Raw genomic sequence first — 13,162 nt, 5'->3', positions numbered from 1 at the left:
CGAGCCTCCGTTGTCGGCGACGTCGGAGAGTTGATCCGTGACGTCGGTCAGCTTGTCACCGGCCCGTTCGGCGAGGTTCCCCGCCCAGGCCGTCACGAATTCGCCGAGTTCGTCGCGCAACCGATCGAGCTCCGCCTTCGTCTCATCCTGTGCGACCTTGGCCATGATCGGCTACCTCCGACTTCCCGCACGCGACGGTGCTCTTCCGGTGCTCTTGCGGGAAGACGCTGCGGTCTGCCGCTTCGCCGTGGACTTCTTGGCGGGCGCTTTCTTCGCCGTGGCCTTCTTGGCCGGGGCCTTCTTCGCAGGGGATTTCTTCGCCGCTGCTTTCTTGGCCGGAGCCTTCTTCGCCGCCGTCTTCTTGGCCGGAGCCTTCTTCGCCGCGGTCTTCTTGGCAGGGGCCTTCTTCGCCGGAGCCTTCTTCGCCGGCGCGGGTCTGGTCTTCTTGGCGGCGGGCTTCGGCTTCTCATCAGCGGAGGAACTCCGCGACGTAGAACGGGACTTGCTCGTACCGCTGCCACTACCACTGTCACTGCGGCTCGCCTTCCGCCGCTCCGTGCTCGGCTCCCGCTCTTCCGCACCCGATGCCCGCTTCCGGGCGCTCGGCGTGCGCCGCTCCGTCTTCGGCTGCGCCGTGCCGCGGGACGTGCGCCGCCGCGACCGCTCCCGTTTGCGCGCCGCCGCTCGCTCCTCTTGTTCTCCTTCCTCCTCTTCCTCTCCTTCCTCCTCTTCCGGTTCTTCCTCTTCTTCGGGTTCTTCCTCGCCCTCCTCGCCTTCCTCGCCCTCGTCGTACTCGTCGCTCTCCTCGCCCTCGTCGTAATCGGCTTCCTCTTCGGAGGACTCCTCCCCTTCGGTGAGCGCCAGCGTGCGGTCGTGCAGGGTGTCCGCGAGCGTCGCGATGCCGCGGGTCGCCGCCGCCGAGACCGCACGGCGTCCGGCCTCCACGACCTCTCCGCGCAATTGCTCGCTGAGTTCGGCAACCTGCGGAATCTCACCGAGTTGACGGGCGCCCTCCGTCAGCAGCCGCCGCGGATCGAGTCCGAGTTCGCGCCCCGCCAGGGTGGACATCAAACTCAGTGCGAAGCGGCCTTTCTTGGTACGGCCCAGCACGTAACCGCCGGCCAACGCGGCGGCCACGAGGACCTTGGTCCCACTGTCCATCGGTACGTCACCTTCTCTGGGCGTGCAAGCCCGGCGCCGCGGCAGACAGCCCCCACGGGAAGTTCCGGCGCCATACCTCCAGGGTGACCCGCCTGCCGGCCTTCGCATCCCGACAGGTCAGCCGCCGCTCTGGCCCCCACCGAAGCACTGTCTGCTACCGGGCGGGCACGTCGTGCGCACGGGCGAGGCACCCGTACGACATGCGGCGGGAGGGCTCACCGCAGCAAACTACTGGGAGAGCCTGTGCGCACATCCGAGAGGAGTCGTCGTGGAGCCTCCTCCCTCACCCGGCGTCGACCTCGGAGCCGGTTGCGGTGTCCCGCCCGGTACGCCGGAGGATCAATGGGCCTCCTGGTACGGCCCGAGGCATCTGCCGCCGGTCCCGCCGCCCGGCGAGCCGGTGGTGGTCGTCGCGGCTCACCCGGGCGACGAGGTGTTGGGCTTCGGCGGCAGTCTGGCGGTGCTGGCCGCCGACGGTGCCGAAGTGCACATCGTGTCGGTCACGGACGGGGAGGGGGCCCCTCCGCACAGCACACTGGACGCCTCGGACGAGCGGGCCCGCGTGCGCCACCGCGAACTCCTGTGCGCACTGGCGAAGTTGGGGCTGCCGGAAGTGCGTGTGGAGCGACTGAGGATTCCGGACACCCGGGTGGACCCGCATCAGGGCACGGTGGCCCGGGCCATCGCCGGACTGTTGCGCGAGGTCGAGGCCGCCCGGTGCGTGGCGCCATGGGTCGGAGACCTGCACGGCGACCTCGAAGCCGCAGGTCGGGCCGCTGTTGATGCCTGCCGGGCCACCGGAGTGCCCCTGTGGATGTATCCGGTGTGGATGTGGCACTGGGCGCGGCCGGAGGATCCACGCGTGCCGTGGCACCTGGCCGCGCACCTCCCCCTGCCGCCGGAGGCGACCGCCCTGAAGTCCCTCGCCATCGCGGAGTTCGTCAGCCAGATCTGCCCCTCGGGGAACGGTGCGGAGCGCGCCGCGATCCTGCCGCCCGACGAGGTGGCCCACCACATCAGGTCGTTCGAGGTGGTGTTCCGGTGAACGCGCCGTCCACCTACCGCGGCTTGTGCACCGAGTGCGCCGCCGCGGCACGCTCGGCGGAGCCTCCACCCATCACCCTTTGACCAGGCAGAACGGATGCCCCGCCGGATCGGTCAGGACCCGCCACCGTCCCTCGTTGGGCTGGTGCGCTGTCTTGCCGGCGCCGAGTTCCAACAGGTCCGCCTCGGCTTCGTCGAGGTCGTCGACCTCGAAGTCGACGTGCACCTGTTGGGGCACGGTCTGGTCCGGCCAGCGCGGAGCCCGGTAGTCGTCGACGCGTTGGAAGCCGAGGGCCGGCCCGTCGTCGCCGGTGAAGCGGGCAGCGAACTCGGCGCCGGATGCGGGGTGCGGTGTCACACGCGCAGTCCGTCCCTGACGGCCGGGGTCAGAGGTAGAGCGCGCGGTTGATCGGGATGCCCTGCTCCGCGCAGCCGCGCTCGTAGTGGTCGATGAACCAGAAGACGTCGATCACCTCGGTCACCGCGTCCTGGTCGTCGAGGAACTCCACGGGCCCGTTCAGCCAGAAGACGGTCTTCATGCCCTCGTCGGAGACCAGGGTGTGGGTGCGTCCCGGGCTCTCGCGGACGAAGTCGCCCGGTCGGCCGACCCAGTCGTACTCCAGGTAGCGCCAGCTGCCTTCGAGCACGTAGCCCGAGACGGGGCCGCGGTGGCGGTGGCGGCCCAGCGATCCGCCGGATTGCACCCACAGGACGTTCGCGGCGGAGTTGCTGCGGATGTCGAACGTCAGATGCTTGATCATGACCTGTGGGGCGAAGGGGAGCCACGGTGAGCCCGCCTCCGCGATGTGGCCTTCGGGCAGCGCGTACTGGTCGCGGCGCCGGTCGATCCGGGCTTCGATCGCGGCCAGGCCGTCCGCTCCCGGGGTCGGACTGGTCGTCATGGCTGAGGTCCTTCCTGCCGGTGCTGGGCGGACTCGCACGCACACCCATGTTCGACTCTCCCGACCCGGCGCAACAGTGGTTTCCCGGCCGGTCGGCCACGGCGGTGGCCGTTCGCACGTCGAGCGGTCCTCAGCACCACGGTGCACCCGACCGGGGGTGAGGGCGGAGTAGCGCGGCCCGGGTCGGGCAAGAATCGGTCGATACTCGACCCAACGGGAGGTCTCGGTATGACGATCAGCCACCGCTCCATCGGCACCGGCGAGCACAAGGTGCTCGTCCTCCACGACTGGTTCGGCACCAGCGCGTCCTGGAGTCAGCTCCTGGACCACCTCGACCCGAGCGAGTTCGGCTACGCCTTCCTCGACTACCGCGGCTACGGCGACCGACAGGACGTCCAGGGGCAGTTCACGCTCGCCGAGATCGCCGGGGACGCCCTCGCCCTCGCCGACGAACTGGGCTGGGACACCTTCTCGCTGGTCGGGCACTCGATGGGCGGCAAGGCGGCACAGCGGGTGCTCGTCGAGGCACCGCGCCGGGTGCGCAAGCTGGTCGGGGTGGCGCCGGTCCCGGCGAGCCCCTACCCGCTGGAGGGGGACGCCCACGACCTCTTCCACGGCGCGGCGCAGAACCCCGCCAACCGGCGGGCCATCATCGACATGATCACCGGCAACCGCGCCTGCGACCGCTGGCTGGACGCCATGACCGACCGCTCGGTCGCCGGCTCCCGGCCCGAGGCGGTCGCCGCGTACCTGGCCGACTGGACCACCCAGGACTTCGCGGCCAAGATCACCGGCAGCACCCTCCCGGTGAAGGTATTCCTCGGCGAACACGATGTCGCCATCAACGCCGAGGCGATGCGGACGACCTGGCTGGCCCACTACCCGCAGGCCGAGCTGAAGGTCCTCGCCAACTCGGGCCACTACCCGATGTACGAACTGCCCGTCGCCTTCGCCACCGCCCTGGAAGCGTTCCTGCGCGCCTGACCGCCCGCGTTGGTGTCGTCAGGGCCGCTGCCGGGTACCGAGCACGGCATCCGGCGCGGCCGGCCGACACCGCATGGCATGTCGACCGGCGCACCGTCCGGGCGGCGCCGGCCAGCGCCCGCGCCGCCCTCGGCCAGCTGTTCCACACCGGCTCGCCGGCGGTCGGGAAGCGGCTGCCCCGTGCAGGGAGGAAGGCATGACGACAACGGTCCTGGACGCGGTCGTCCGGTTGCTGCGCGACACCGGCATGACGACCGTGTTCGGCAATCCCGGCTCCACCGAACTGCGCATGTTCCGCGACTGGCCCGAGGACTTCACCTACGTCCTCGGGTTGCAGGAGTCCTCGGCCGTGGCCATGGCCGCGGGCCACGCCCTGGGCACGGGGCGGGCCGCGTTCGTCTGCCTGCACTCCGCGGGCGGGGTCGGTCACGCGCTGGGCGCCGTCTTCAACGCGCACCGCGACCGGGTGCCGTTGGTGATCGTCGCCGGTCAGCAGGCCAGGTCCCTGCTCCAGTTGCGCCCGTTCCTCGGCGCCGACGCGCCGGATCAGTTCCCGCGCCCGTACGTGAAGTTGGCCCGCCAGCCGGATCGCGCCGCCGACGTGCCGGCCGTCCTCGCCGAGGCGCACCGCATCGCGATGACGCCTCCGCGCGGGCCGGTCTTCGTGTCCGTCCCGGAGGACGACTGGGACCGGGCGGCCGATCCGGTCGGGCCCCGGGCGGTGCACGGTGGGTTCACCGCCGCCCCGGACGCGCTCGCCGCGCTCGCCACCCGCCTCGACGCCTGTGGGCGGCCCGCGCTGGTGATCGGCCCCGGCGTGGACGACGAAGGCGCGCTCCCCGAGGCCGTCGCGCTGGCCGAGCGGATCCGCGCGGCCGTCTGGATCAGCCCGCTGTCCGGCCGCTCCGGGTTCCCCGAGTCCCACCCGCTCTTCCAGGGCTTCCTGCCGCCGGTCGCCGGCCCGTTGGCCGCCCGCCTGGAGCCGTACGACGTCGTGGTCGCGCTCGGGGCGCCCCTGTTCACGTACCACGTGGCGGACGACGGTCCCCCGTTGGCGCCGGGCACCGAGCTGTTCCACCTGGACTGCGACCCGGCCCAGGCGGCGTGGCTGCCCACGGGCACGAGCCTGGTCACCACACTGCGCCCCGCCCTCACCGAGCTGACCGCGCTGGTCACCCGCTCGGACCGGGAACCGCCACGGGCACGGACGCGACCGGCGCCGGCGAGCGCGGGCGAGGTCCTCACGCCCGAGTGGGTCCTGGACCAGTTGCACCGGCGCCTGCCCCGCGACCGGGTGCTCGTCGAGGAGGCCCCCAGCCACCGGGACGTGCTGCACGTGCGCGTCCCGGTGGACCGGGCGGGCGGGTTCCTCACCACGGGCAGCGGGGCGCTGGGCTGGGGCCTGCCGCTGGCCGTCGGCCGGGCGCTCGCCGACCGGCAGCGGGTGGTGTGCGTCGTGGGCGACGGTTCGGCGTTGTACTCGGTGCAGGCACTGTGGACGGCGGCCCGGCACCGGGCCCCCGTCACCTTCGTCGTGCTCGACAACGGCGGCTACGGCGCGGTGCGCGCGCTCGGCCGCCGGCTCGGCATCGCGCCGGTGCCCGGCACCGACCTCGGCGGCATCGACTTCACCGGCCTCGCCACGTCGTTCGGCTGCCCGGCACAGTACGCGGACCACCCCCGCGACCTGGGCGGGGCCCTCGACCGCGCGTTGACGTCGCTCGGCGACGACGACGGCCCGCACCTCCTCCACCTGCGCGTCGGCGATGCCGAGGGCGTGCTCTACGGGCCTTGATGCGGGTGGCGCCGGAGCCCGCCGGCAGGGTGCGCCGGGCCGGTCGCCGGGCCGGGTCCGCCGCGTCGCGCGCGAGGTGTGCCGGGGTCCGGCCGTCAGCCGGTCAGCGCCGTTCCAGCAAGCCGAAGCCCAGGGACACCTGGTCACCGTCGACCTTGTCGGCGGAGACCTCCATCGTCTTGCTCTGCTGGCCGAAGACGGCGGTGCAGCTCACCATCGCGCCCTTCTTCGCGGGCAGTCCGCTCGGGCAGTGCACCGCGTCGGGGTCGGCTCCGCGGTAGGGGAAGTCCTTGGCCGCGCGCTCCTCCACGTCCGCCCGCGGCACCGTCGCCCCCGCGCCGCTGGCAGTGGCCACCGAGCCGTGGCCGGTCATGTTCACCACGGTCACCACACCCGCCGCCAGTACGGCGGCGGCGCCCAGGGCGATGATGATGCGCTTCATGCTCAACTCCTCGTTGCGGACGGCGGTGCGGAAGCTCGTCGCGAGCCTGCGGGGCCGTCGGGGTTCTCGGTGGCTCTCCGGTACGACGCCCACACTCCCCTGATCTCCTAGCGCACCGCTAACACCCCGCTAACACCAGTGCCGAACACCGATGAGTTCCGACCGGACCGCGAGTCCTTCCTCGTGAGCGTCACGCGACGCGGTACAACGCTGCCCGGCACGAGTCACCACGGAGGACACCATGACCAGCACACCGAACGACCCGACCGGCGAACTGCCCGGCCGCCCGCCCGTGGTCGACCTGGCCACCTGGCAGGCCGCCCGTGCCGAACTCCTGGTCCGCGAGAAGGCCCACACCCGGGAGGGCGACGCCATCGCCGCGGCCCGCCGCCGGCTGCCGATGGTGGAGTTCGACGGGACGGTCGAGGTCGTCGGAGACAACGGCCCGGTGCCGTTCCTGGACCTGTTCCAGGGCCGCGACGAGCTGGTGGTCTACAAGCACATGTGGCACGACGGCGCGCCGCACCAGGGGCAGTGCGAGGGCTGCACCACCGTGGCCTGGCACCTGAAGGACGCCGTCTACCTCAACGCGCGCGGCGTCTCGTCGGCCATCCTGACCACCGGCCGGTGGGACGAGGTGGCGTCCTTCGTCGACTTCATGGGGTACACCGAGCCGTGGTACTCGGTACGCGGCGTGGACGCCCCGGTCGGCGGCCCCATGGGGTACCTCACCTGCTACCTGCGCGACGGCGACCGCACGTTCCTGACCTACTCCACGACGGGTCGCGGCATCGAGCCCGTCGCCGCCTTCTTCAGCCTGCTCGACATGACGCCCTACGGCCGCCGCGAGACGTGGCAGGACAGTCCCGAAGGCTGGCCCGAGGGGCACACTCCGTGCTGGTACTGGCGCTCGGACGCGGACGGGAACGCGACCTGGGGGCCGACCAGCCGCCCCGTGCCGCAGTGGACCCGTCCCGGCGCGCCGCCGGTGACGACGCTCGGGCGGCACGACCACCACGGCTGACACGCCGTGCCGCCGATGCCGATGCCGATGCCGACAGCATCGGCATCGGCATCGGCATCGGCAGAAGGTGCCGGGTGGCGGACGGTGGCGGACCACTCAGTCGGTCCGGGCGAGCAGTTCCAGTGCGTGCCGTGCAGCGTCGTCCCCCGTCGCGGCGGTGACGAGGACCACGGACTGCTGCGGCGAGTGCGGTGGCATCAGTGAGTGCTGGGTGACGGCTAGCGGACCCACCAGCGGATGGTGCAGTTCGTGGCCCTCACCCTCGCACGGCCGCACCCGGTGGTCTCCCCACAGTTCCGCGAACTCCGGGCTCTTCATGGACAGTTCGCCGATCAGCCCGGCCAGCAGCGCGTCCTCGGGGTGCCGTCCGGCGACCAGGCGCAGATTGCCCACCACGGCACGTGCCTTGCGCGGCCAGTCGGCGTACAGCTCTCGGGTGTGCGGGTCGAGGAAGAGCATCCGGGTCAGGTTCGGCCGGTCCGCGGCACGTTCCGGTGCGCTGGGGTCGGTGTGCCCGGCCAGCAGGGCGTGCCCCGGGCCGTTCCACGCCAGGACGTCGGTCCGCCGGCCGAGGACCAGCGCCGGCATGTCCCGCAGGGAGTCGATCAGCGCCCGGTTCATCGGGTGGAGCCGCTCGGGTGCGGGCCGGCACGACGTACGGGGGCGGCGGCCGGCCAACTCCCGCAGATGGGACCGCTCGTACGGATCGAGGTGCAGGGCCCCGGCGAGGGCGTTGAGCACTTCCTCGGAGGCGTTGACCGCGTGTCCCTGTTCCAGGCGCGTGTAGTACGACGGGCTCACCCCGGCCAGGTGCGCGATCTCCTCCCGCCGCAGTCCGCTCACCCGCCGGCGCTCGGGAAACGCGGGCAGGCCCACGTCCTCGGGGCGCAGACGCGAACGTCGCGCCCGCAGGAACTCGCCCAGTTGACCGGTGACACCCATGCGGCCAGTATCGCCCGCCGTCGGCCGCGCTGCCTGTCCCCGTCCGGGATAGGCACGGGCGGGGACACGCACCGTGGGGATGGGCTTCGTGGGGGCTGGCTCCCCTCGGCCGGGGGCCGCACGCTGGCCACCTCACCAGCGAGCACTTGGAGCACAGATGCACGACCTCGTCCTCGGTGACGTCACCGTCACCCGCGTCATGGAGTACGTCGGTCCGGTCGGCATGACGCCGGAGACCTTCTTTCCCGAAAGCCCCGAAGGGGCCTGGCAACGCCACGCCCCGTGGCTGGCGCCCGACTTCCTGGATCCGCAGACCGACCTCTGCCGTTCGGCCGTGCAGACCTGGCTGCTGCGCAGCGAGGGCCGCACGATCCTCGTCGACACCGGCGTCGGCAACCACAAGGAGCGGCCCTACTCCCCGGTGTGGAGCCAGCTGAACACCGACTTCCTCACCAACCTCGCCCGGGCCGGCGTCCGACCGGAGGACGTCGACGTGGTGGTCAACACCCATCTGCACGTGGACCACGTCGGTTGGAACACCCGCCTCGACGGGCGGGAGTGGGTCCCGACGTTCCCGAACGCCACCTACCTCATACCGCGGGCCGACTTCGACTTCTGGAACCCCGAGAGCGGCCACCGCCCCAAACTGGGCCGCGGCAACCAGAACGTCTTCGAGGACAGCGTCGCTCCCGTGCACCGGGCCGGCCGCACGGTGCTGTGGGAGGACGGCTACCGCATCGACGCCCACCTCACGTTGGAGCCGGCGCCCGGCCACACCCCGGGCTCCGCGGTCCTGGCCCTGGAATCCGGTACCGACCGGGCCCTGTTCGTCGGCGACCTGCTGCACACGCCGCTGCAGTTCGTCGAGCCCGACACCAACAGCTGCTTCTGCGAGGACCCGGAGCTGGCCAGGGCCACCCGGCGGCGCCTGCTCGGCCGGGCCGCCGACACCAACGCCCTGGTCCTGCCGGCGCACCTCGGCGGGCACGGCGGCGCCGAAGTCATCCGCGACGGCGACCGCTTCGCGCTCAAGAACTGGGCCCCGCTCTCCCGCATCTGAACGCCCCCGCGGTGCCGCACACCGCCACCACCGCACCGCACGACAGGAGAAGTCGATGCCCCACCCGCTCGTCCCCACCGCCGAAGGCCCCGTCCGCGGCCTCGCCGGTGCCACCGCCCACACCTTCCTCGGCATCCCGTACGCCGCACCCCCGACCGGCGCCGCCCGCTTCGCCGCGCCCACACCCCACCCGCCCTGGCGCGACGTCCGCGACGCGACCCGGCCCGGACCGACCGCGCCCCAGCCACGTCGGGACGGCTTCGGTGCACTGGACATGACCCCGTACTTCGGCCCCGGCTGGATCCCCGGCGCCGACCACCTGACGCTGAACGTCTGGGCGCCGCCCCACGCCCGCCGCAGTCCCGTCATGGTCTTCGTGCACGGCGGCGGCTTCCTGGCCGGCTCCACCCGGGCCGCGCTCTACGACGGCACCGCATTCGCCCGCGACGGGGTGGTGCTGGTGACGGTCAACTACCGCCTGGGCGCCACGGGTTTCCTGGACCTGCCCGGCGCCCCGCCCAACCGCGGACTGCTCGACGTGGTGGCCGCCCTGCGCTGGGTCCGGCGCAACATCGCGGCGTTCGGCGGCGACGCCGGCAACGTCACCCTCTTCGGCCAGTCGGCGGGCGCGACGCTCATCGGCAGCATCCTGGCCACCCCCGAGGCGGCGGGCCTCTTCCACCGCGCCATCGTCCAGAGCGGCAACGGCCTGGGCGCGTTCTCCCCCGAGCAGGCGGCCCGCGTGACCCGCGCGGCGGCCAGCGCCCTCGGCGTCGAGCCGACCGTCACGGCGTTCGCCGCCGTTCCCGATGACCGGCTCCTCGCCCTCCTCCCCCACCTCACCGGCCTGGACCTGCGGACCGCCACCCGGACCGATCCGCTCCTCGGGCTCAGCCCGTACGGCCTGGTGCTGGACCGTCAACCGGCCGAGGTGGTGGCCGCGGGCGCCGGCACCGGCGTGGCCCTCCTCATCGGCACCACCACCGAGGAAGCCAACCTCTACCTCGCGCCGCAGGGCGACCTGGCCGCCTCGACGACCGCGGACGTACACGCCCTCGCCGCCCGGATCCACTCCGACCCGGCCGCGCTCGTGGCGGAGTACCGCGCCAAGTACCCACGGGCGCACGCGGGCCGCCTGCGCTCGGCGCTCCTGGGCGACGCGCTGTTCCGCACCGGCAACCGCCGCCTTGCCGAGGCCCATGCGTCCCACCGCGCCGCTCCCACCCACACCTACGCGTTCGCCTGGCGCTCACCGGCCCTCGACGGGCGACTCGGCGCGGCCCACACCACGGAACTGCCCTTCGTCTTCGACAGGTTGGACCTCCCCGCCCTGCACGGCCCCCACGGCCTGCTCGGCCCCACCCCGCCACCAGCCCGCCTGGCCGCCCGTATGCACGGCGCCTGGGTCTCCTTCGCCCGCACCGGCGACCCCGGTTGGGCCCCGTCCGAAACCCATCGCTTCACCGGGGACGAGGGCCGTGGCGCGGTGGTCGGGGGCTGATTCCGACGGGCTCCCCCTCTGTTGCGCCTCGGCGCGATTCAGTGCTCTACCCGGGCCTTCGCGACCTGGACGACGAGTTGCAGGTCGGCCAGCAGCCTTTCCGCGTCGGTCATGAGTGAGCCGTAGGTGTGCCAGGCACCCGGCTTGGTGAGGGTGCCTCGGGTGATCATGTCGGTCATGGTGTCGTGCCAGGCAAGCGTGCCGTCGATCGCGCCGCGCAGGCGCTCATGAGGGGGTGTGCCCGGTGAGCCGGTCGCCGGGGCCGGTTCGGCGAATGCCTGGACGGCCGCTCCCGCCAGTCGGAGGGTCTCGGCGTACTGGTCGAGGAACTGCTGCCCCAGGTGATGATCAGCGTGATTGTCGTGCGCGCTGTCGGCGAGGGTCCGTGCGATTCCGCGTACCTGGATCGACACTCCGCGCAAGACCCTGAACGTGTCGTCGAAGGTCGTCTCCTTGCGTCGCGTGTGCGCGACGCAGCGTGTGTTCCACCGCAGGCTCTCGGTGGCCTGCTGCACCTGTTCCTCTGCCCGGGTGAGGCGCTTGTCCAGGCTGCGCGCCCGGTGCAGCCAGTTGTGGGCCTTCGAGGCGAGCTGTCGCCGGGAGAGGCCGGTACCCATGTCCTGCAGCAGCGTGCCCATGGAGCGGGCGAGGTCGCGCACGGCGAAGTCGGACTCGTTCAGGTAGAGCGGCGGCAGGACGAGGGCGTTGACCGCGATGCCCACGGCCGCGCCGGTGAGCGTTTGGAGCGCGGGGGACACGAGACTGCCCATGGGGTCGGTTGCGGTGGCGGCCAGTGCGATGACGGCGCTGGAGGCGATCTGGAGCCGGTCGTCAGCGGTGCGGCGGGGGCCCGCCAGGACCGCGATCACCGCGATGACCGCGACGGCGCCCGCGGTCGGCCCCAGCAGTCGGGCCGTCGCGAGGGCGAGGAGCAGTCCCCCGACCCTGGCCACCACGTTTTGCGCGGCCTTGGTCACGGACTGGTACACGGTGGAGGCGTTCACCATGAGCAGGGCCGTGGCGACCGCCATGTAGGGCCGGCCGTCGGGGGACCAGGGAGCCACGACGCCCCAGGTGAGCAGTGCCGCGATGAGGGTCTTGGCGCCGTGCACCACGTGGTCGGCGCGTTTGGTGCGGAGCAGGCCGGCGAGGCGGCGCAGCGGCCCTGCCGTCGTCACCGGAGCACACCCCAACCGAATAGTTGAATCTTGCACAACATTGATGATGGCACCGTTTGTCCGCTTCGACCTCGTGACGTCAGCCACAGCCCCCGCGCGCGGGCGCCCCGGCCCGGGGCGCCCGCGTCGAGCACGCCATCGCCCTTCAGACGACGGCGTCGAACCTGCCGCCCTCGCCCGCGTACAGGGTGGTCGCCTGCCGACTGAACGGAGCCGTCGGCGAGCCGGTCGAGCGGTAGACGTACGTGCCGTTCGCGCCGGGGCGATCAGGTCGGGGCGCCCGTCGGCGGTGACGTCGCCGGCGCCGAGGGACAGCTCCGCCCCGAAGGCTCCGGGAGCGCCTGACCCACCGGTGACGCGGTGACGGGTGTCAGACGGCCGCCCGGGGCCGTGCCGGGCTCAGGTACTGCACGGCGGTCTGCTGGGCGTGCGGGTCGAGCAGGCCCCGGAGTTCCTCGGCGGCGGCCTTGAGGAGGTCGCCGTCGCGGGTGGCCTGGAGGGTTTCGAGGACGAAGATGACGCGCGTGGAGTCTTCGGTGACGCGGGTGCGGTGGGCGTCGCGATGGTTCCAGTGGCGGGTCAGGACGCCGGTGGCGTCGGCGTAGACGATCTCGCCGGGCTTGGGGACCTCGACGGCGTCGGGTTCGCCGAGCGGGGTGAAGGACTCGGTGCCGTCGGCGTGGCGGATGTCGACGAGGGCGCCGGTGACGTGGTCGAGGTCGAACGCGCCGGCGGGCAGTCCGTGGCGGACCGAGACGCAGTTGTAGGAGTCGACGGCGGGATTGATGCGCGGCAGGGCGCCCCTTTTCGCCATGCGGCGGCCGAGGGCGTCGACGCTGGGGCGGATGCGGCGGGGGTTGGTGCCGAAGGATCGGTAGGCGGTGTGCCAGGACTCGATGCGGGGATCGGTCTCGTCGGCCGGCTGCCAGGCACCGTCCGCGAGTTGTCGCTCCAGGTCGTCGAGAGCGGTGGCGGTGTGCGGCCAGGGTTCGTTTCCGCGCAGGCCGGTGGCGGTGATCAGGGCTATGAGGGTGTCGGGGAAGGCGTCGGCGACGGCGGCGCCGAGGCGGAATTCGGGCATGCGGTGAGGTCCTGTTCGTGCGTGGGGGCGGCGGGCGGGCGGCTCAGG

Annotated in this window: 13 protein-coding genes; 6 read left to right on the top strand and 7 right to left on the bottom strand. The window is 72.5% G+C overall.

Features of this window, described 5'->3' with window-relative positions; genetic code table 11:
- Positions 1–171: 171 nt before the first annotated feature.
- On the bottom strand, positions 172–1,161 hold the full coding sequence (locus ACJ6WD_RS09105; protein ID WP_407615472.1) for a histone protein: 990 nt from the start codon (positions 1,159–1,161) through the stop codon (positions 172–174).
- A gap of 268 nt (positions 1,162–1,429) precedes the next feature.
- On the opposite strand from ACJ6WD_RS09105, the gene ACJ6WD_RS09100 reads away from it, so the two are divergent.
- On the top strand, positions 1,430–2,206 hold the full coding sequence (locus ACJ6WD_RS09100; protein ID WP_407615471.1) for a PIG-L deacetylase family protein: 777 nt from the start codon (positions 1,430–1,432) through the stop codon (positions 2,204–2,206).
- 72 nt (positions 2,207–2,278) lie between these two features.
- On the opposite strand, the gene ACJ6WD_RS09095 is transcribed toward ACJ6WD_RS09100, so the two are convergent.
- Both ACJ6WD_RS09095 and ACJ6WD_RS09090 read right to left on the bottom strand, forming a co-directional pair.
- Positions 2,279–2,563 carry a VOC family protein gene (locus ACJ6WD_RS09095; RefSeq protein ID WP_407615470.1) on the bottom strand — a complete coding sequence of 95 codons (285 nt, stop codon included), beginning with the start codon at positions 2,561–2,563 and terminating at the stop codon, positions 2,279–2,281.
- A 28-nt stretch (positions 2,564–2,591) separates the two neighbouring features.
- Complete coding sequence (locus ACJ6WD_RS09090) at positions 2,592–3,107, bottom strand: 2,4'-dihydroxyacetophenone dioxygenase family protein (RefSeq protein ID WP_407615469.1); 516 nt, start codon at positions 3,105–3,107, stop codon at positions 2,592–2,594.
- A gap of 228 nt (positions 3,108–3,335) precedes the next feature.
- Here ACJ6WD_RS09090 and ACJ6WD_RS09085 point away from each other — a divergent pair, with 228 nt between their 5' ends.
- The gene (locus tag ACJ6WD_RS09085; protein ID WP_407615468.1) at positions 3,336–4,091 is read left to right on the top strand and encodes an alpha/beta fold hydrolase; all 756 of its coding nucleotides are present in this window, start codon (positions 3,336–3,338) and stop codon (positions 4,089–4,091) included.
- Between the two features lie 196 nt (positions 4,092–4,287).
- Positions 4,288–5,886 (top strand): benzoylformate decarboxylase, encoded by a 1,599-nt coding sequence (gene mdlC / locus ACJ6WD_RS09080; protein ID WP_407615467.1) that lies wholly within the window; start codon positions 4,288–4,290, stop codon positions 5,884–5,886.
- Between the two features lie 103 nt (positions 5,887–5,989).
- Here the strand turns inward: mdlC and ACJ6WD_RS09075 are convergent, their stop codons facing one another.
- Positions 5,990–6,328, bottom strand: a complete 339-nt coding sequence (locus ACJ6WD_RS09075) for a DUF4333 domain-containing protein (protein ID WP_376436883.1) — start codon at positions 6,326–6,328, stop codon at positions 5,990–5,992.
- Positions 6,329–6,569: 241 nt separating this feature from the next.
- Here ACJ6WD_RS09075 and ACJ6WD_RS09070 point away from each other — a divergent pair, with 241 nt between their 5' ends.
- The gene (locus tag ACJ6WD_RS09070) at positions 6,570–7,352 is read left to right on the top strand and encodes a DUF899 family protein (protein WP_407615466.1); all 783 of its coding nucleotides are present in this window, start codon (positions 6,570–6,572) and stop codon (positions 7,350–7,352) included.
- A gap of 96 nt (positions 7,353–7,448) precedes the next feature.
- Here ACJ6WD_RS09070 and ACJ6WD_RS09065 read toward each other — a convergent pair whose 3' ends face one another.
- Positions 7,449–8,294, bottom strand: a complete 846-nt coding sequence (locus ACJ6WD_RS09065; RefSeq protein ID WP_407615465.1) for a helix-turn-helix domain-containing protein — start codon at positions 8,292–8,294, stop codon at positions 7,449–7,451.
- A gap of 157 nt (positions 8,295–8,451) precedes the next feature.
- On the opposite strand from ACJ6WD_RS09065, the gene ACJ6WD_RS09060 reads away from it, so the two are divergent.
- Positions 8,452–9,354, top strand: a complete 903-nt coding sequence (locus ACJ6WD_RS09060; RefSeq protein ID WP_376436892.1) for an MBL fold metallo-hydrolase — start codon at positions 8,452–8,454, stop codon at positions 9,352–9,354.
- 55 nt (positions 9,355–9,409) lie between these two features.
- On the top strand, positions 9,410–10,855 hold the full coding sequence (locus tag ACJ6WD_RS09055; RefSeq protein WP_407615464.1) for a carboxylesterase/lipase family protein: 1,446 nt from the start codon (positions 9,410–9,412) through the stop codon (positions 10,853–10,855).
- Positions 10,856–10,893: 38 nt separating this feature from the next.
- On the opposite strand, the gene ACJ6WD_RS09050 is transcribed toward ACJ6WD_RS09055, so the two are convergent.
- Both ACJ6WD_RS09050 and ACJ6WD_RS09045 read right to left on the bottom strand, forming a co-directional pair.
- Positions 10,894–12,033, bottom strand: a complete 1,140-nt coding sequence (locus tag ACJ6WD_RS09050) for an aromatic acid exporter family protein (protein WP_407615463.1) — start codon at positions 12,031–12,033, stop codon at positions 10,894–10,896.
- A 370-nt stretch (positions 12,034–12,403) separates the two neighbouring features.
- Complete coding sequence (locus ACJ6WD_RS09045) at positions 12,404–13,114, bottom strand: B3/4 domain-containing protein (protein WP_407615462.1); 711 nt, start codon at positions 13,112–13,114, stop codon at positions 12,404–12,406.
- Between the last annotated feature and the right edge of the window lie 48 nt (positions 13,115–13,162).

This window comes from Streptomyces sp. VTCC 41912, from assembly GCF_045799175.1.
GTDB lineage: Bacteria > Actinomycetota > Actinomycetes > Streptomycetales > Streptomycetaceae > Streptomyces > Streptomyces albulus_C.
The sequence above is the reverse complement of the archived record's forward strand: the minus strand, read 5'-3'. Positions and strand labels throughout refer to the sequence as shown.